General features: G+C 68.7%; 18 protein-coding genes. 9 read left to right on the top strand and 9 right to left on the bottom strand.

Annotated features, from left to right (window positions below; all coding sequences use genetic code 11):
- The first annotated feature begins 48 nt into the window (after positions 1-48).
- On the top strand, positions 49-951 hold the full coding sequence (locus tag BO996_RS04675; protein ID WP_034389832.1) for a LysR family transcriptional regulator: 903 nt from the start codon (positions 49-51) through the stop codon (positions 949-951).
- A gap of 111 nt (positions 952-1062) precedes the next feature.
- On the top strand, positions 1063-1533 hold the full coding sequence (locus BO996_RS04680; protein WP_071957024.1) for an FKBP-type peptidyl-prolyl cis-trans isomerase: 471 nt from the start codon (positions 1063-1065) through the stop codon (positions 1531-1533).
- 87 nt (positions 1534-1620) lie between these two features.
- On the opposite strand, the gene BO996_RS04685 is transcribed toward BO996_RS04680, so the two are convergent.
- Positions 1621-2466 carry a class III extradiol dioxygenase family protein gene (locus BO996_RS04685; protein WP_047326366.1) on the bottom strand — a complete coding sequence of 282 codons (846 nt, stop codon included), beginning with the start codon at positions 2464-2466 and terminating at the stop codon, positions 1621-1623.
- A 47-nt stretch (positions 2467-2513) separates the two neighbouring features.
- A complete protein-coding gene (locus BO996_RS04690; protein ID WP_012202847.1) occupies positions 2514-2855 on the bottom strand; it encodes a protocatechuate 4,5-dioxygenase subunit alpha in 342 nt (113 codons plus the stop codon).
- 76 nt (positions 2856-2931) lie between these two features.
- Between BO996_RS04690 and BO996_RS04695 the strand changes: the two genes are divergently transcribed.
- Complete coding sequence (locus BO996_RS04695; RefSeq protein ID WP_071954140.1) at positions 2932-3951, top strand: LysR family transcriptional regulator; 1020 nt, start codon at positions 2932-2934, stop codon at positions 3949-3951.
- On the opposite strand, the gene BO996_RS04700 is transcribed toward BO996_RS04695, so the two are convergent.
- Positions 3853-4734: a gamma-glutamyl-gamma-aminobutyrate hydrolase family protein gene (locus BO996_RS04700; protein ID WP_012202849.1), complete on the bottom strand. Its 882-nt coding sequence runs from the start codon at positions 4732-4734 to the stop codon at positions 3853-3855. The genes BO996_RS04695 and BO996_RS04700 overlap by 99 nt on opposite strands.
- Positions 4735-5106: 372 nt before the next feature.
- On the opposite strand from BO996_RS04700, the gene BO996_RS04705 reads away from it, so the two are divergent.
- Positions 5107-5487 (top strand): HPF/RaiA family ribosome-associated protein, encoded by a 381-nt coding sequence (locus BO996_RS04705; RefSeq protein WP_012202850.1) that lies wholly within the window; start codon positions 5107-5109, stop codon positions 5485-5487.
- A gap of 101 nt (positions 5488-5588) precedes the next feature.
- Here the strand turns inward: BO996_RS04705 and BO996_RS04710 are convergent, their stop codons facing one another.
- A complete protein-coding gene (locus tag BO996_RS04710) occupies positions 5589-6542 on the bottom strand; it encodes a pirin family protein (RefSeq protein ID WP_071954141.1) in 954 nt (317 codons plus the stop codon).
- 191 nt (positions 6543-6733) lie between these two features.
- Here BO996_RS04710 and BO996_RS04715 point away from each other — a divergent pair, with 191 nt between their 5' ends.
- Positions 6734-7030 (top strand): hypothetical protein, encoded by a 297-nt coding sequence (locus BO996_RS04715; RefSeq protein ID WP_012202852.1) that lies wholly within the window; start codon positions 6734-6736, stop codon positions 7028-7030.
- An 82-nt stretch (positions 7031-7112) separates the two neighbouring features.
- Here BO996_RS04715 and BO996_RS04720 read toward each other — a convergent pair whose 3' ends face one another.
- Both BO996_RS04720 and BO996_RS04725 read right to left on the bottom strand, forming a co-directional pair.
- Positions 7113-7523 (bottom strand): OsmC family protein, encoded by a 411-nt coding sequence (locus BO996_RS04720; RefSeq protein WP_012202853.1) that lies wholly within the window; start codon positions 7521-7523, stop codon positions 7113-7115.
- A gap of 56 nt (positions 7524-7579) precedes the next feature.
- Positions 7580-8476: an MBL fold metallo-hydrolase gene (locus BO996_RS04725; protein WP_071954142.1), complete on the bottom strand. Its 897-nt coding sequence runs from the start codon at positions 8474-8476 to the stop codon at positions 7580-7582.
- A gap of 85 nt (positions 8477-8561) precedes the next feature.
- Here BO996_RS04725 and BO996_RS04730 point away from each other — a divergent pair, with 85 nt between their 5' ends.
- The 4 genes from BO996_RS04730 to BO996_RS04745 all read left to right on the top strand — a co-directional run bounded on the left by BO996_RS04730 (position 8562) and on the right by BO996_RS04745 (position 11731).
- Positions 8562-8879, top strand: coding sequence for an ArsR/SmtB family transcription factor (locus tag BO996_RS04730; protein ID WP_071954143.1), 318 nt, complete (start codon positions 8562-8564; stop codon positions 8877-8879).
- 27 nt (positions 8880-8906) lie between these two features.
- On the top strand, positions 8907-9437 hold the full coding sequence (locus tag BO996_RS04735; RefSeq protein WP_071954144.1) for a rhodanese family protein: 531 nt from the start codon (positions 8907-8909) through the stop codon (positions 9435-9437).
- Between the two features lie 100 nt (positions 9438-9537).
- On the top strand, positions 9538-10920 hold the full coding sequence (locus BO996_RS04740; RefSeq protein WP_012202857.1) for an aminopeptidase P N-terminal domain-containing protein: 1383 nt from the start codon (positions 9538-9540) through the stop codon (positions 10918-10920).
- On the top strand, positions 10913-11731 hold the full coding sequence (locus tag BO996_RS04745; protein WP_012202858.1) for a hypothetical protein: 819 nt from the start codon (positions 10913-10915) through the stop codon (positions 11729-11731). Before BO996_RS04740 ends, BO996_RS04745 begins: the two co-directional genes overlap by 8 nt.
- A gap of 2 nt (positions 11732-11733) precedes the next feature.
- On the opposite strand, the gene BO996_RS04750 is transcribed toward BO996_RS04745, so the two are convergent.
- The 3 genes from BO996_RS04750 to BO996_RS04760 all read right to left on the bottom strand — a co-directional run bounded on the left by BO996_RS04750 (position 11734) and on the right by BO996_RS04760 (position 15831).
- The gene (locus tag BO996_RS04750; protein WP_071954145.1) at positions 11734-12999 is read right to left on the bottom strand and encodes a TIGR03118 family protein; all 1266 of its coding nucleotides are present in this window, start codon (positions 12997-12999) and stop codon (positions 11734-11736) included.
- A gap of 190 nt (positions 13000-13189) precedes the next feature.
- Positions 13190-14851 (bottom strand): AMP-binding protein, encoded by a 1662-nt coding sequence (locus BO996_RS04755; protein WP_071954146.1) that lies wholly within the window; start codon positions 14849-14851, stop codon positions 13190-13192.
- Positions 14848-15831 (bottom strand): cyclase family protein, encoded by a 984-nt coding sequence (locus BO996_RS04760; RefSeq protein ID WP_071954147.1) that lies wholly within the window; start codon positions 15829-15831, stop codon positions 14848-14850. The genes BO996_RS04755 and BO996_RS04760 overlap by 4 nt, the downstream gene beginning before the upstream one ends.
- Positions 15832-15949: the final 118 nt, after the last annotated feature.

The following is a 15949-nucleotide window of genomic DNA, read 5'->3' on the forward strand; positions in this document are numbered from 1 at the left end:
GGGAAAACAGCAGTTGCATCTGCGTTGTGATTCAAGAAAATGTGTGAAATGGACGTGAGATACATACACAATTTCTTGAGAGTGGTGGACACCGGCTCCATGTCCGAGGCCGCTCGCCAGCTGGACCTGAGCCCCTCGGCCATTGCCCAGCAGATGCGCGTGCTGGAGGGCGAGCTGGGCGCGCCGCTGCTGGTGCGCCATGGCCGCAGCGTGCGCGCCACCGAGGCGGGCGAGCGGCTGTTCGAGCGTGGTCGCCAGTTGCTGCAGGACTTCGAGGGCCTGCGCGAATGGGTGGCCTCGGACGCGGACGGCGGCGAGCTGCGGCTGGGCACCGTGAACACGGCGCTGCACGGCTTTGTGCCCGCCGTGATGCGGGCCTTCGTGGCGCGCCACGCCGAGGTGCGCATCAGCGTGCGCGCCGGCCTCACGCCCGAGCTGTACACGGCCCTGGTCCAGTCCGAGCTGGACGTGCTGATCTGCCTGCAACCCTCGTTCGACCTGCCCAAGACCGTGTGCTGGGCCGAGCTGCGCCAGGAGCCTTTGGTCGTGCTGTGCCGCACCCGGGATGCGCAGCAGGACCCGCTGGCCCTGCTGCGCACCCGGCCCCTGGTGCGCTACGACCGATCCCTGGCCGGTGGCCGGCTGGCCGACCGCTACCTGCGCGCCCAGGGCATTGCGCCGCTGGAGCGCATGGAATTGAACTCGGTGCTGGCCGTGGCCATGATGGTGGACCAGGGCCTGGGCGTGGGCCTGGTGCCCGACATAGGCCCCGTGCTCTCCCAGGGCCGCGACGTGCGCGTGCTGGCGCTGCCCGAGCACGGCGCCGCAGCGGACGGCGCCGGCTCCCGCCCCGCCGATGCGCGCAAGGTCGGCCTGCTGTGGCTGAACACCTCGGCCCGCGCGCGCTGGGCGCGCAGCCTGCTCGAATGCGCGCGCGAGTGCCTGGCTTGAGGTTGGGCGGCCGGTGAACCCACGGCCGCGACGCTGGAATGCCCCAGGTCGCCGACAATGGCAGCTTTGCGCGGCGCGCCTTCTGCGCTGCGGTTTTCCAAGGCCTTTGCCATGAACATCACCAAAGACACCGCCGTCACCATCAACTACAAGATCACCGACAAGCTGGGCAAACTGCTCGACAAGGGCGACGTGGCCTATCTGCACGGCGGCTACGACAACATCTTCGCCAAGGTGGAAGCCGCCCTGGACGGCAAGGCCGTGGGCGACACGTTGACCGTGGACCTGGCCGTGGAAGACGCCTTCGGCGCGCGCGACGAGAGCCTGACCCGCACCATTCCCAAGGGCGAGTTCCCGCCCGGCGTGAAGGTCGGCGGCCAGCTGCGCGGCACCGATGACCAGGGCCAGCCCCAGATCTACCACGTGGTCAAGATCAAGGGCCCCGTGGTGCTGCTGGACGGCAACCACCCGCTGGCCGGCATGTCGCTGCACTTTGCCTGCAAGGTCACCGAAGTGCGCGCGGCCAAGCCCGAGGAAATCGAGCACCGCCACGTGCACGGCGGCCACGGCCACCACCATTGAGAGGCAGGGCCGGGATACACCCGGTCCGCACGGCCCCGCAAAGCACAAAGGCCGCCTGGCATGCCCGGCGGCCTTTGTGTTTTCCGACTAGACCGCCTCCAGCGCCAGCAGCGCCGTGGCGGTGTTGGAGATCGGTATGTGGTAGTTGCCGTGCACGCGGCGCACGCCGGGCGCAGCCGCGGACAGGGCGCCGCGCATGGCCAGCCACATCAGCAGTTCCACGCCCTGGGTGCCGGTCTTTTCCACCAGTTCATGCACGCTGAACTGCGTGGCCCATTCGGGATTGGTGGCCATGCTTTCAAGGAACTGCAGGTCGAAGGCCTTGTTGATGAAGCCCGCGCGCTCGCCATCGAGCTGGTGCGACAGGCCTCCTGAGGCGATGACGGCCACGCGCTGGTCGCTGTTCCAGCGCGCGATGGCCCGGCCCACGGCCTGGCCCAGCGCATAGCAGCGGCGCGCCGAGGGCAGCGGGAACTGCACGGTGTTGATGCACACCGGCACGACGGCCACAGGGCAGTCGCCCTCGGGCCAGAACAGCTTGAGCGGCAGCGTGCAAGCGTGGTCCACCAGCATTTCCTGGCAGCTGACCACGTCGAAATCCTCGCCCACCAGGGACTCGATCAGGTGCCATGACAGCTCCGTGTGGCCGCGCAGCGGTGCCAGCGTGGGAATGCCCCAGCCTTCGTCGGCGTTGCAGTAGCGCTCGGCCGCGCCCACGGCGAAGGTGGGCATCTTGTCGAGGAAGAAGTTCAGGCCGTGGTCGTTGTAGAACATCACCACCACGTCGGGGCGCTGCGCGGCCAGCCATTCGCGGATGGGCGGGAAGCCGTCGAAGAAGGGCTTCCAGTAGGGCTCGTTCTGCAGGCCCTTGTGGATGGCGTTGCCGATGGCGGGAATGTGCGAGGTGCCGAGGCCGCCGATGAGATGTGCCATGGTGGGTGTCTCCTGTGCTGTGTCTTGCGTGTGGGCTGCGGCGGGGCTCAGGCGTGCGAGCGCAGCAGGGCCTGGAACTCGGCCTTGGTCATGCCGGTCTGCTGGGCGCCTATGTCCTGCATGTCCAGGTGGAAGATGCCGGCCAGCTTGGCCAGGTAGTAGGCGTTGCCGCCGGCCGCGATCATCTGCAGCACGTTGCGCGCGCGCACGGCATCGGCCTGCTCCTGGTTCAGCCCGTAGCTGCGCATATAGGCCTCCTCGTCGGCCAGGAAGGCCTGGCGGTTGGCCAGCTCGTTGAAGGAAAAGCACATGCTGTTGAGCGCATAGCCCTTGCGGGCCTGCCTGCCATCGAACAGGGTGGTGCCGGGAATCTGCGGCTGATCGGCCATGTTTTGTCTCCGGTATTTGCGTTGGATCAGCGGCAGTGTCCGGCCCGCGTTGCCAAAGATAAAGCGGCGGCCAATCATGGAATGCATGAGACAAATCGATGGATCGCAGCTGGACGGACGGCTGCTGCAACTGCTGCTGGCCGTGCTGGAGACCGGCAGCGTCACGGCGGCGGCGCAGCGCCTGGGCGTGACGCAGTCGGCCGTCAGCCATCTGCTGGACAAGCTGCGCGCCATCACGGGCGACCGATTGTTCGTGCGGCAGGGGCGGGGCATTGCACCCACGGCCCATGCGCTCGCGCTGCAGGAACCGGCGCGCGAGCTGCTGCGGCAGATGCAGCAGTTCGGCCAGGGGCCCAGCTTTGACCCCGCGCACTGGCGTGCCGAGATCACCATTGCCGCCAACGACCTGCAGCGCGAGTTGCTGCTGCCCGCGCTGGCCCGGCGCCTGCGCTCAGCCGCGCCCGGGACGGTGCTGCGCGTGATCGACAGCGGCGCGCCGGATGCCGAACTGCTGCGCTCGGATGCCTGCCTGCTGGCCATCAGCCCGCGCCCGCCCGATGCCACGGACATCGTGCAAAAGCGCCTGTTCAGCGATGAGTACGCAGTCTTCTATGACAGCGCCGTGCGACAGCCGCCGGCCAGCCTGGCCGACTATCTGCGCGCCGACCACGCCACCGTGGCCTATGCCGACCGCCAGGCGCTGGACCTGGACCTGCAACTGCAGGCGCGCGGGCTGGAGCGCCGCTTTGCCGTGCGCGTGCCGGGCTTTGCGGCGCTGGCCGCCTTCGTGCGCGGCACGCCGTTGCTGGCGACGGCGCCGTCGCTGCTGGGCCGCACGGCCCTGTCATCGCTGGCCAGCTTTGCCGTGCCCGTGGACTGCCCGCCGCTGCCCATGTTCATGATCTGGCATACGCGCCACCAGGCCGATCCCGCCCATGCGTGGCTGCGCGGGCAGTTGCGGCAGGTGGTGGCGCAGGCGCTTGGCGGCGCCGGGCCGTCAATGCCTGCGAAGCAAGGCGCGGCGCAGCAGGCGCGCGGCGCGGTTGCGGATCTGGAAGGGGCTGTGGCTCACGGCCGGGCTCACGCGGGCGCGTGAGCAGGCGGCCAGGAAGTCGCGCAGCAGCACGCTGTCATCCAGCGTGCTGGTGTCCGGGTTGCGGAACTGGAATTCGGGGTGCCACTGCGTGGCGGCGATATAGCTCTTGAGCGTGCCGGGCTTGCGGAAGATGGCCTCGGGAATGCGGTCGGGCAGGCTCCAGGCCTCCACATCGAACTCGGGCGCCACGTCCTTGATGCCCTGGTGGTGGATGCTGTTCACGCGTGCGCGGTCCAGCGTGGGGTACAGCGCCTCCAGCCGGCTGCCGGGCACGATGGCGATGTCGTGGTAGTGGCGGTCGTACTCGGTGGGATTGCGGTGCAGCTGCGAGCCGGGCACCTGGGTCTCGATGTCCTGGTAGAGCGTTCCGCCGAAGGCCACGTTGATCAGCTGCAGACCGCGGCAGACGCCGAAGATGGGCTTGCCGGCCTGGGAAAACGCCTCGACCACGGCCAGGTCGTAGAGGTCGCGCACGCGGTCGCCCAGCCATTCGGGGCGCATGGGCTCCTCGCCATAGCTGCCGGGCCAGACATCGGCGCCGCCGTGCATGACCACGCCGTCCAGCCACTCGGCATAGTGCTCCAGCGTCACGTCGCCGCGCGCGGTCTCTCCTGTGGGGCAGGGCACCATCACCACCATGGCGCCGGCCGACATGATCCAGTGCGCTATCGATTGCTCCACGTACTGCAGCGTCTTGCCCGTGAAAAGCGGACGCTGCGGGTCCGCATGGGAGAAACAGGCCGAAAGGCCGATCTTGAGGCGGCGTGAGGCAAGTGGGCTCATGGGGTGGTGGGCAAGGGGAAAGTCCTGATGACCACGTTGTAAGCCCAATCGTGCCTGCGACCTGTAGGAAGGGGTTGAACGCCCGCGACCGGCGCAGGGCCATCACTGCAAATAGGTGTAGGTGAATGCAAGAGTTGTCTTGAGGCATCTCAAGCTTTTTCGGTCCATTCGTGCAGGCGCCCCGCCCGCGGGTGTAGCCTGTAGGCAGGGGTTGGGGCTGCGGATGCTGCAGCGCGAAAAACCTGACGACGCAGGGTGCGACTTGCTGTGCAGGCAGCCCGCATGGCGTTACGATGGATTCGCCAGTTCATCAATGGCCCCGACAACCCCGCCGCGCCGGTGGTGCGGCTTTTGGCGACTAGGAGGATATGCATGCAAGTTCAGGTTCATGCCGACGATTCGATCCAGGGTGGCGAGTCCTTGGCGCAATGGGCGCAGGAAGAGATCAACGCCAAGCTGGCGAGATTCAAGGACTACGTGGTACGCGTGGAGGTTTTCCTCACCGGCGTCGATGCGCTCAAGACCTCCGGCGCTCCCGGCAAGCGCTGCGTTCTGGAGACCCGGGCCAATGGCCGCCCGCCGATCGCCGTGAACGCCGAGGCTGAAAAGGTCAAGGATGCCTTCAACGCGGCCATTGAAAAGCTGAAGCGGGCCGTGGAGACCGACCTGGGCAAGCTCAAGGACAAGAACGGCCGCGAGAGCGTTCGCGGCGTGGAAGACGGCACCGAGGTGGATGCGGCCAGCCCGGCCTGACCCTCGAAATTCCCGCAACACAAACGGCAAGGCGCCCCACTGGGGGCGCCTTTTTGTTGGGCAGGGCCATGGCTGCAGGTCGATCGCCGCAGCAAGCGCGTTCAGCGCGAGGCGCGCAGCACCACGCCATCCAGCGAAGGCGCATGCAGCGGCTTCAGGGGCGATGCCAGCGGCGGCCCGAAGCGGCGCGCCGCACCTGCGGGCAGGGCCTGCGCATCCTGAGCGGCCTCCGCTTCCCATTGCGCGCGGGCCTCGGCGATTTCTTCGCTGGTGCGGGCCACGAAGTTCCACCACAGCAAGATGGCTTCATCCATGGGCTCGCCGCCAATGACCAGCAGGCGGCTGCCGGGCGTGGTCTCGATGGCGACCGAGGCCGTGCCCAGGGGCAGGTAGAGCAGTTCCTCCACCGGCAGGGGCTGGCCGTTCACGCTCACGCTGCCTTCCAGGCTGAGCACGGCATGCTCGAAATCGGCGCGCAGCGGCAGCGTGGCGACGGCATTGCCATTGCCCGCGCTGTCCGCATGCAGGTCCACGCTCATCAGGGGCGTGTGCACCTCGGCCGGCGACGTCAGGCCCAGCGCTTCGCCGGCCAGCACCGTGGCCGTGAAGTCGCCCACCGTGGTCCTGGGCAGCTCGGGGTAGTGCTGGAAGCGCGGCGGACCGTTGCGGTGCGACTCGGGCAGCGCAATCCACAGCTGCGCGGCGTGGATGTGCGAGGGCGTCTGGCTTTCCTCGGAGTGGGCGATGCCGTGGCCGGCCGTCATCAGGTTGACCTGGCCGGGGCGGATGATCTGGGTGTGGCCCAGGCTGTCGCGGTGCAGCACTTCGCCGCGGATCATCCAGGTGAAGGTCTGCAGGCCGATGTGCGGATGCGGGCCGACCTGCATGCCCGGTGGCGCGGGGTCGGCAGGACCGGCGTGGTCGAGAAAGCACCAGGCGCCGACCTTGCGCAGTGCGCGCTGGGGAATGGCGCGCTGGATGGGAATGCCGCCCACATCGGCGGTGCGGGTGGGCAGGTGCTGGGGTTGGGAGTGGGGCTGGGACGTGTCGGACATGGTCGGATCGGCCTGTTTCGTGGGGGAAGCCACCAGTGTCGTGCAGGGCGGCGCAGCAGGCAAACGCGGCTCGCATCGATTGGGCCTGTTCGCTGACAGCGCGTTCTCAGGAACATTGTTTACATTCGAAGAACGGACCGGCGCCCGCCATTTTGGCGAGCGCCGGCCTCACTCTTACAGGAGAAAACGCCATGAATACATCCGTACAGACGCAAGCCGAAGCCGCTGAAGAGGCGGTCCAGAGCGCCGTGGAAGTCCAGCGATTCCCCGAGAAGTTCGAAGCCACGGTCACCGGCAATGTGCAGCACCGGGTAGGCGACGGCCCCCTGGAAGACATTCCGCGCGGCACCCGTGTGCAGGTGGCCACGGCCATCGGAAGCTATGTGCTGTCCTGGACCCAGGACGAGCAGCCGATCACCGTGTCGCTGGCCAAGCGCGAGTTCGAGCTCTATGTCGATACCGGGGAGATCGAGGTCAGCCAAGCCTGACGCCGGCCATGTCCCCATCCACTCCCAAAAGCCCTGCGGCCTGACAGCTGCAGGGCTTTTTGCATGGTGGCTTGGCGCACGCTCAGGCCGGCAGCTGCAGCGCGGTCTGGATGTGTACCTCGCCGGCCAGCAGCTTGTGCACGGGGCAGGCCTCGGCCACCTGCAGCAGGCGCTGGCGCTGCTCGTCGTCCAGCGCGCCTTGCAGCGTGATCTGGCGCTCGATCAGGTTGCCGCTGGCGGGCGTGCCTTCGGGGTTCAGGCGCAGTTGCACGTCCACCTGCTCCAGCTTCCACTGCTTGCGCGCCGCGTACATCTGCAGCGTGACCGTGGTGCAGGCGCCCAGGGCCGACAGCAGCAGCTGCAGCGGGTTGGGCGCCGTGTCGCCGCCGCCCTTGTCCGCGGGCTCGTCCACATGCCAGCTGTGGCCTTGGGGGTCGCCGAGCGTGACGCGATAGGGGGTGTCCGTGCTGGTGGCGTGGGCGCTGTGGATCATGGAAGGTCCTTTGTCCTGGGGTGTCGCAAGAGGGGTGGGAGAGGCAACGGACGACTCTACGCCTGCTTTGCGTCCGCTGCCCGGGGCCGATGCTTCATGCGCAGCGGGATTTTGAGGTAGTGCACGCCATTGGCCTCGGCCGCAGGCCAATGGCCTGCGTGCATGTTGACCTGGATGGCGGGCAGCAGCAGGGCGGGCGCGGACAGCGTGGCGTCTCGCTGGTTGCGCATGGCCACGAAGCTGGCCTCGTCCACGCCCGTGTGCACATGCACATTGCCGGCGCGTTGCGCGTCCACCGTGGTTTCCCAGGCATGGCGGTCGCGGCCCGGCGCCTTGTAGTCATGGCACATGAACAATCGCGTTGCGGGCGGCAGGGCCAGCAGGCGCTGGATGGAGCGGAACAGCGTGCCCGCATCGCCGCCGGGGAAGTCGGCGCGCGCCGTGCCGTAGTCGGGCATGAACAGCGTATCGCCCACGAAGACCGCGTCCGCGACGCGGTAGGACACGCAGGCCGGCGTATGGCCGGGCGTGTGCATCACCTCGATGCGCAGCCCGCCCAGCGGCAGGCTGTCGCCGTCGGCCAGCAGCCGGTCGAAGGGCTGGTCGCCGCCGGACGCGGGCAGGTTGAAGACGGGGCGGAAGATGCGCTGCACCTCGCGGATGTGCTCGCCCACGGCAATCGGGGCGCCCGTGCGCTCGCGCAGGTACGGGGCTGCGCTGAGGTGATCGGCATGGGCATGGGTTTCCAGAATCCAGCGCACTCGCAGGCCCTGGGCCTGCGCGGCGTCCAGCACGGCATCGGCCGAGCCGGTGTGGGCCTGGCCGCTGGCGTGGTCGTAGTCGAGCACGGGGTCGATGACGGCGGCATCGGCCGTGTCCGCGTCCCAGGCCAGGTAGGTCACGGTGTGGGTGTTGGCGTCGAAGAACGGTGCAATGCGCAGCGGTGATGTCATGAGGGCACTCCTGGTTCGATGGCTCATGTGCAGCCTGTCGGCAATTATATTAGAATTTGCTAAATTAGATTGTTCTTGATCAACCATGACCGAACCGACGCTCTCTCCCGAACAGGCCTTTTTGCAGCAGGGTGCTGCACGTGCCGCCGCGCTGCTGCGCGCCGTGGGCAACGAGAACCGCCTGCTGGTGCTGTGCCTGCTGATCGAGCATGGCGAGCTGTCCGTGGGCGAATTGCTGCAGCAGATCCCGCTGAGCCAGTCGGCCCTGTCCCAGCACCTGGCCCGCATGCGCGAAGAGGGTCTGGTTGCCTACCGCCGCGAGTCGCAGACGCTGTACTACCGCATCGCCAATCCCGATGTGCAAAAGCTGGTGGCCACGCTCAAGAGCATCTTCTGCGCCTGAAATCCTCTGTTCCCAAGGAGCTGATCCATGTCCCTTTCCTCCGTCTCCTCCCAAGCCGCCCGCCAGATGCAGGAGCAGGGCGCCTGGCTCATCGACATCCGCGCGCCGGACGAACATGCGCGCGAACGCATAGGCGGCGCCCGCAGCTTGCCCATGGATCGCCTGGCGGCGGGAGCCCTGGCCGGCGCGCCCGCCGCCGTGGTGTTTCACTGCCGTTCCGGCCACCGCACGCGCCTCAACGCCCAGGCCCTGGCGGCAGCCTTGCCGCCCGGCTGTGCCGGCCATGTGCTCGACGGCGGCCTGGACGCCTGGAAGGCACAAGGCCTGCCCGTGCTGCGCGACAGCCGCCAGCCGCTGGAGCTGCAGCGCCAGGTGCAACTGGGCGCGGGCGGGCTGGCGCTGCTGGGCGCCGTGCTCGGCGCCACGGTGTCCCCGTGGTGGCACCTGCTGTCGGCCTTCGTGGGCTGCGGCCTGCTCGTGGCCGGTGCCACGGGCTTTTGCGGATTGGCGCGCGTTCTGATGAAGGCGCCCTGGAACCGGCGCGCCCTGGGGCAGTGACGGCGCCTGCACTGAATCCAGCCTGACGCCTGATGTCCGACCCCCAAGTTCCCCTGTTCAGGGGACTGTGGAGAACCCCGGACGGCAGTACGATAGCTGTATGACATCTGTTTACGCTCAACGCCGCGCACGCTTGGCCGCCCAGTTGGGCGCTGGCGGCATCGCCATCATTCCCACCGCTCCCGAGCGCCAGCGCAACCGGGACACCGGCTACCTGTACCGCCACGACAGCTACTTCTACTACCTGACCGGCTTTGCCGAGCCCAATGCCTGCCTGGTGCTGGCCGCCGACGGCACCAGCGTGCTGTTCTGCCAGCCCAAGGACCTGGAGCGCGAAATCTGGGACGGCATCCGCCTGGGCCCCGAGGCCGCCGTGGCCACGCTGGGCGTGAGCCAGGCGTTCTCCAGCGCCGAGATCGATACGCGCCTGCCCCGCCTGCTGGAGAACCGGGGCCGCCTCTGGTATCCGTTCGCCACGCATGAAGGCCTGGCCGTGCGCGTGGAAGGCTGGCTGGGCCAGGTGCGCGCGCGCGTGCGCTTCGGCGCGCTGTGCCCGGCCGAGCAGGGCGACCTGTGCACGCTGCTGGACGAGATGCGCCTGGTCAAGGACGCGCATGAGCAGGACATCATGCGCCGCGCCGCCGCCATCAGCGCCCAGGCCCATATCCGTGCCATGCAGCGCTCGGCACGCATGCTGCGCGCAGGCCAGGAGGTGCGCGAATACCACTTGGACGCCGAGTTGCTGCATGAATTCCGCCAGCAGGGCTCGCAGTACGTGGCCTACGGCTCCATCGTGGCGGCCGGCGCCAACGCCTGCGTGCTGCACTACCAGGCCGACAAGGCGCCCGTGCACGCGGGCGAGCTGGTGCTGATCGACGCTGGCTGCGAGCTCGACGGCTACGCCAGCGACATCACGCGCACCTTCCCCGCCGATGGCCGCTTCACCGGCCCGCAGCGCGCGCTCTACGAGCTGGTGCTGGACAGCCAGAAGGCCGCCGTGGCGGCCACGCGCGCCGGTGCGCGTTTCAACGATCCGCACGACGCCACCGTGGCCGTGCTGGCGCAGGGCATGCTGGACCTGGGCCTGCTGGACAGAAAGGTCTATGGCAATGCCCAGGACGTGATCGAGCAGCGCGCCTTCTTCCAGTTCTACATGCATCGCACGGGCCACTGGCTGGGCATGGACGTGCACGACTGCGGCAGCTATGTGGAGCCCTCGGAGCTGGGCCAGTCGCACGAGCGCAAGGACCCGCTGTCGGGCGAGACCATCACCAACCGCCCCAGCCGCATCCTGCGCCCGGGAATGTGCACCACCATCGAGCCGGGCATCTACGTGCGCCCTGCAGCCGGCGTGCCCGAGCAGTTCCACAACATCGGCATCCGCATCGAGGACGATGCCATCGTCACCGAGACGGGCTGCGAGCTGATCACGCGCGGCGTGCCCGTGGAGCCCGACGAGATAGAAGCCTTGATGCGTGACTGACAACGCCAGCCTGCCCACCACCGGCCCCGTGTCCACCCTCATGCCCGCCCCATCGGCCTATGTCCCGCCCGCGCTGCCACGGCTGAGCTGGCGCATCTTCACGGTGCTCTGGCTGCTGGGCCTGCCCGGCGTGGCGGCCATGGCCTGGTTCGTGCTGCCCGACTGGATGCGCCTGCTGGGCCTGCCCGTGGAGCCGCTGGCCACGCCGCTGGCCGGCATTGGCGTGATGGCCGCGCTGCTGGCCCTGCCCGTGGGCGTCGGGGTGTGGCTGGGGCCAAGGCTGGGCCTGTCCGCACCGCTGCTGACCACCTGGGTGGCCGGGCGTTCGCCCCAGCGCGCCGTGCGCTACCTCACGCTGCCGGGGCTGGCTGGCGGCGTGGTCGGCGCGGCTTGGCTGGTGACCCTGGCCCTGGCCTGGCCCGACGACCTGACCCTGATCGATCCCGTCTACGCCATGCCGCTGGGCGCCAAGATCCTGTACGCGGGCATCACGGCCGAGCTGGTGATGCGCCTGGGCGGCATGACGCTGGTGATGTGGCTGCTGTGGCGGCTGAGCGGGCGCACCGACCGCCGCCCGGGCTGGATGCTGGGCTGGTGGTCGGTGATGCTGTCGGCCCTGCTCTGGGGCTTGCTGCAGCTGGCGCTGGCCTGGGGTACCTGGGGCGGCCTGTCGGACGGGCTGGTGCTGCAGCTGCTGCTGTTCGAAATCGTCCACGGCGCCGTGGGCGGCTTCCTGTTCTGGCGCTATGGCCTGGAGGCGGCCATGGTGGCCCATGCGATCACCTATCTGCTCTCGCACGGGCTGGTGTGACTCTAGCCAAACCTCAGCGAGCCGAACAAGCCTTCGGTCTCATCCTTGGGGCCGGCCGCGAAGTACAGGGCATTGCTGTCGCCCAGGGCCACACCGTTGCCGAACTGCAGCGCCCACAGGCCCGGTATGGCGACCGGGCGATCCTGGCCATCGCGCAGCTCGTCCACGTAGCTGCCGCTGTCCAGGTCGAAGGCGCAGATGCGGCCCGCGCCGCCGAAGTTGCCCACCAGCAACCGGCCCGATAGCGGCCCGAAGTCGGGCGGTGCGATGGCCACGCCCCAGGGCGCGTTGAGCCTGCCATCGTCTGAATAGATCCGCTGCAGGCGGCCGTCCAGATCGAATTCGGCCAGCTTGCCGCGCGCGGGGCGGTTGCCGGTTGCGGCCTCGCGCTCTGCATCCATGGCATCTTCCTCACCCGCGAAGAAGGCGCCGGCGTCCTCGGGGTCAGGCTGGCTCATGGCGTAGAGCACGAAGACGCGGTCTCTTGAGCCGTCGTTGACAACCTGAATGTTGAACGGCACGGGATCGCCAGGTCTGGCAACGCCGGCAGGGCCGCTGGCGAAGGGGTTGACGAAGCCCTGGGTGGGGGTGAGCTGCCACTGCGCGTCCAGTGTGCGGATCTGAGGCTGATCGCCGAAATCGGCCAGCCACAGACGGTCCCAGCGGCCCGTATGCAGGGCCGCGCCGAAGAAGGCCATGCCCCGGCCCGTGCCATCGAAGACCTCGACGGCTGGGCCGTCCACGCGCACGATGGCGCCCGTCTCGGCGTCGCGCTCGGTCCAGGCGCTGACGCTGCCGCTGTCGGTCACGAAGACGAAGCGCGCCGCGCCGTCGAGCAGGCGCCCGCCTGCGGGCTGGCTGCGCACGCGGAACAGGTGGGATTCCAGGGGCGCGCCGTGGTAGACCACGCCAGTGACCTTGCCTGCGCTGCCGTCGTCGATCCGGGAGTCCGACTGGGGCACGGCCACCTTGCGAAGGCCGTCCTGGCGCAGTGTGCGCAGGCTCGGCTCGGACGAGCGCGAGACGTCACCCAGGAATTGCCAGGAAGTGCCACCGCCGCCGATCCAGAAATGGCCGCCTGCGCCGGCCGGGCGGATGGCAATGCCCCAGCCGTTGACGAAGTCGGGTTCCGTGAAGCGCGCGCCGTAGCCAGCATGGCTGGCGAGCAGGGGTGTCTGGAGGTAGCGGTTGGCGGGTGCGCCGCCGCTGCAGGCGGTCAGGGCCGAGGAGGCGAGGGCGCTCAGAACAAAATGTCGCCGGTCGAGCATGTTGGATTTTCTGGTGGCATGGCAAAGCGGTGGATGGGTTGGCTGAGCATGCGAAACCAAGGGGCACCGGATGTTCTGGCTGCTGCCTGCGAACCCGGGGGGCCGCAGATATGAACAGGCGATGCTAGAGAGGGGCCGCCTGCCGGGTCAATGCGGCCCCGTCTGATTCTGCAGAGCGATGCAGGAGGACTCAGCGCAGCTGCCTGCGCAGAATCTTTCCGGTCACGGTCTTGGGCAGTTCCTCACGCAGCTCGACGATGCGCGGCACCTTGTAGGCGGCCATGTGTGCCTTGCAATGGGCGATGAGTTCCTCGGGCGCGGCCTGCCGGCCCGCTTTCAGCGAGACCACGGCCTTGACGGTCTCGCCCCGGTAGTCGTCTGGCACGCCGATGACGGCGGCCTCGCGCACGGCGGTGTGGGTGTAGAGCACGTCCTCGACCTCGCGCGGCCAGACCTTGTAGCCGGCGGCGTTGATCATGTCCTTCTTGCGGTCCACCAGGTAGAACCAGCCGCGCTCGTCCATGAAGCCCACGTCGCCCGTGCGCAGCCCGCCCTCGAACATGGCGTCGGCCGTGGCTTCGGGCAGGTTCCAGTAGCCGGACATGATCTGCGGGCCGGCCGAGACGATCTCGCCGATCTCGCCCGGCGCGGCCTCGCGGTGCTGGTCGTCGATGATGCGCACCACCGTGCCATAGACCGGCACGCCGATGGACAGCGCACCCGAGGCCGGGTCCACCGGCGCCCGCGCGCCCAGCGGCACGAAGTGCGTGGGCGAGCAGGTCTCGGTCATGCCGAAGGCGTTGTGGATGACCAGGCCCGACAGCTGCTCGAAGGCCTGGATCACGGCCGGCGCAATGGGCGCCCCGCCCGAGTACAAGGCCTTGAAACTGCGGAAATCCTCGCGCGAGACGCCCGGGTGGTTCATCAGCGCCACGAAGGCGGTGATGGCGCCGATGGTGAAGCTGGGCCGGTGCTCGCGCATGGATTCGAGCATGGTCGCGGGATGGAAGCGGTGGCTGAGCACCAGCGGGCAGGGCACCAGCAGGGCCAGGGCCACATGGCCGACCAGGCCGGTGATGTGGAACAGCGGCGCCAGGCCCAGCACGCTGTCGTCCGCCGTGATGCCTATCCAGTCGCGGTAGGTCTGGGCGTTGAAGGCCAGGTTGCCGTGCGTGTTCATGGCGCCCTTGGGCTGGCCCGTGGTGCCCGATGTGTAGGTGATCACGGCCGTATCGCCCGCCGTGGGCCGGCGCGCCAGCGGCGCGGGCTGGCCGCCGGCCTGCACCAGCGCAAGCAGGTCCAGCGTGCCATCGGCCACGGGCAGGCGCGGACCGTCGCCGAGCACGCGCGCATCGCCGCGCGTCTGCCAGTCCAGCGCCGATGTGGTGACCACGGTGGCCAGCGGCAGGCCGCCGGCCGCATGCACCTCGCGGGCCACGTCCAGGTACAGCTGGTCCAGGCACAGCAGGGCCTGGGCGCCCGCGTTGTGCAGGATGTAGTGCAGCTCGCGCTGCCGGTTCATGGGATTGACCGGCACGGCGATACCGCCCAGCTTCCAGGCCGCCACCAGGCCGATGACGAAGGCCGGATTGTTCTGCGTATAGAGGGCCAGCCGGTCGCCGGCCGCAAAGCCCCGCACCTGCAGCGCATGGGCCAGCGCGCTGGCGGCCTGGTCGAGTTCGCGCAGGTTCAGCCCGCCGTCGAAGTAGCGCACGATGGCGCAGCCGGGTGCCGCAGCCAGCGAGGCTTCGAACAGGTCGAGCATGCTGCTGAACTGCGGCCGCATCTCGGCCGGCTGGCCCGGCGCGTAAAGGCCCAGCCAGGGCCTGTCGTGCGATGGGGCCGCGCTCATTTGATCACCACGGGATTGACGGGCGAGCCCGTGGCGCGGTGGATCTTCAGCGGCGCGGCCACGTACAGAAAGGTGTAGCGGCCGTCGTGCGCGCAGCTGTCGGCCAGGGCCTCCAGGTCGCAGATCTCGGTCAGCGTCACGCCCAGGTTGCGCATCAGCGCGCAGTGCAGCGGCAGGGCCACGCCGTGCACGGGGTCCATGGTGACTTCGTTGGCGATGGTGTCGGTGACCAGGTTGGGGATCTCCATCGCATGGAACCAGTCCACGAGTTCGGGCGAGTAGGTCAGGCCGGGCTCGCAGAAGTCGTTGTAGAAGCTCGCCTGGTCTTCGTAGAAGCCCGACAGGAAATTGGTGCGCACGATCAGGATGTCGTGCTTTTCTATGGTGTGCCCCTGGGTCTTGGCGCAGGCCATCAGGTCTTCGTGCGTGAAGGTCTCGGCACGCTCCAGCGCTGCCTTGCCGCGGTGGCGTGCCATGTCCAGCAGCACGCCGCGCCCCACGATGCCGCGCGCGCCCAGCGCCTCCACGCTGGCCTTGTCCAGCCCGCCGACGGTGGTGCGTGCGTCATAGCCATTCCAGATGCGCCCGCCGTACCAGACATGGCCCAGCGCGTCGTACTGGGTCGATCCCTGCAGGAAGGCGTCCAGCTTGTCATCGGCATAGTGCAGGCCGCCGGGGAACCGGGGTGCATCGGGGCCGTCCCAGCTGGACTCGTCAAACACCATGGTGCGCTCGGCCGGTGTGCGGCCGGGCCAGACCGGATCGCCGCGCGGGTCGCCGATCAGGCGCTGCAGCGTGAAGGTCTCGCCCGAGCGGATGTGGGACACGCCGCGCAGCACCTCGGCGGGCGTGAGGAAGTTCAGCGCCCCGACCTCGTCGTCGGGTCCCCAGCGGCCCCAGTTGCTGGGGGCGTTCCTGAGCAGATCCTCCATCAGCGGGGCGTCGTCGTGCGTGTGTCCATGGTCGTGAGCATGTCCCATGTTTGTCTCCTGTCGTTGGTTTGTCGAACAAGGCGCGCAGGGCATTCAAACGCCAGGAGGGGCGCGAGGCTGTCGCGGGTTCGACACGCGGGCGGCAGGCATTGCGAACGTCCCGGGC

Source organism: Delftia sp. HK171 (genome assembly GCF_001886655.1).
Classification (GTDB): domain Bacteria; phylum Pseudomonadota; class Gammaproteobacteria; order Burkholderiales; family Burkholderiaceae_C; genus Comamonas; species Comamonas acidovorans.

Coding starts and splice junctions, on each gene's coding strand:
- BO996_RS04715 (WP_012202852.1), top strand. CDS start 6,734: ATGAATACATCCGTACAGACGCAAGCCGAAGCCGCTGAAGAGGCGGTC.
- BO996_RS04705 (WP_012202850.1), top strand. CDS start 5,107: ATGCAAGTTCAGGTTCATGCCGACGATTCGATCCAGGGTGGCGAGTCC.
- BO996_RS04740 (WP_012202857.1), top strand. CDS start 9,538: ATGACATCTGTTTACGCTCAACGCCGCGCACGCTTGGCCGCCCAGTTG.
- BO996_RS04690 (WP_012202847.1), bottom strand. CDS start 2,855: ATGGCCGATCAGCCGCAGATTCCCGGCACCACCCTGTTCGATGGCAGG.
- BO996_RS04720 (WP_012202853.1), bottom strand. CDS start 7,523: ATGATCCACAGCGCCCACGCCACCAGCACGGACACCCCCTATCGCGTC.
- BO996_RS04695 (WP_071954140.1), top strand. CDS start 2,932: ATGGAATGCATGAGACAAATCGATGGATCGCAGCTGGACGGACGGCTG.
- BO996_RS04760 (WP_071954147.1), bottom strand. CDS start 15,831: ATGGGACATGCTCACGACCATGGACACACGCACGACGACGCCCCGCTG.
- BO996_RS04680 (WP_071957024.1), top strand. CDS start 1,063: ATGAACATCACCAAAGACACCGCCGTCACCATCAACTACAAGATCACC.
- BO996_RS04730 (WP_071954143.1), top strand. CDS start 8,562: ATGACCGAACCGACGCTCTCTCCCGAACAGGCCTTTTTGCAGCAGGGT.
- BO996_RS04750 (WP_071954145.1), bottom strand. CDS start 12,999: ATGCTCGACCGGCGACATTTTGTTCTGAGCGCCCTCGCCTCCTCGGCC.
- BO996_RS04710 (WP_071954141.1), bottom strand. CDS start 6,542: ATGTCCGACACGTCCCAGCCCCACTCCCAACCCCAGCACCTGCCCACC.
- BO996_RS04735 (WP_071954144.1), top strand. CDS start 8,907: ATGTCCCTTTCCTCCGTCTCCTCCCAAGCCGCCCGCCAGATGCAGGAG.
- BO996_RS04755 (WP_071954146.1), bottom strand. CDS start 14,851: ATGAGCGCGGCCCCATCGCACGACAGGCCCTGGCTGGGCCTTTACGCG.
- BO996_RS04675 (WP_034389832.1), top strand. CDS start 49: ATGGACGTGAGATACATACACAATTTCTTGAGAGTGGTGGACACCGGC.
- BO996_RS04700 (WP_012202849.1), bottom strand. CDS start 4,734: ATGAGCCCACTTGCCTCACGCCGCCTCAAGATCGGCCTTTCGGCCTGT.
- BO996_RS04685 (WP_047326366.1), bottom strand. CDS start 2,466: ATGGCACATCTCATCGGCGGCCTCGGCACCTCGCACATTCCCGCCATC.
- BO996_RS04725 (WP_071954142.1), bottom strand. CDS start 8,476: ATGACATCACCGCTGCGCATTGCACCGTTCTTCGACGCCAACACCCAC.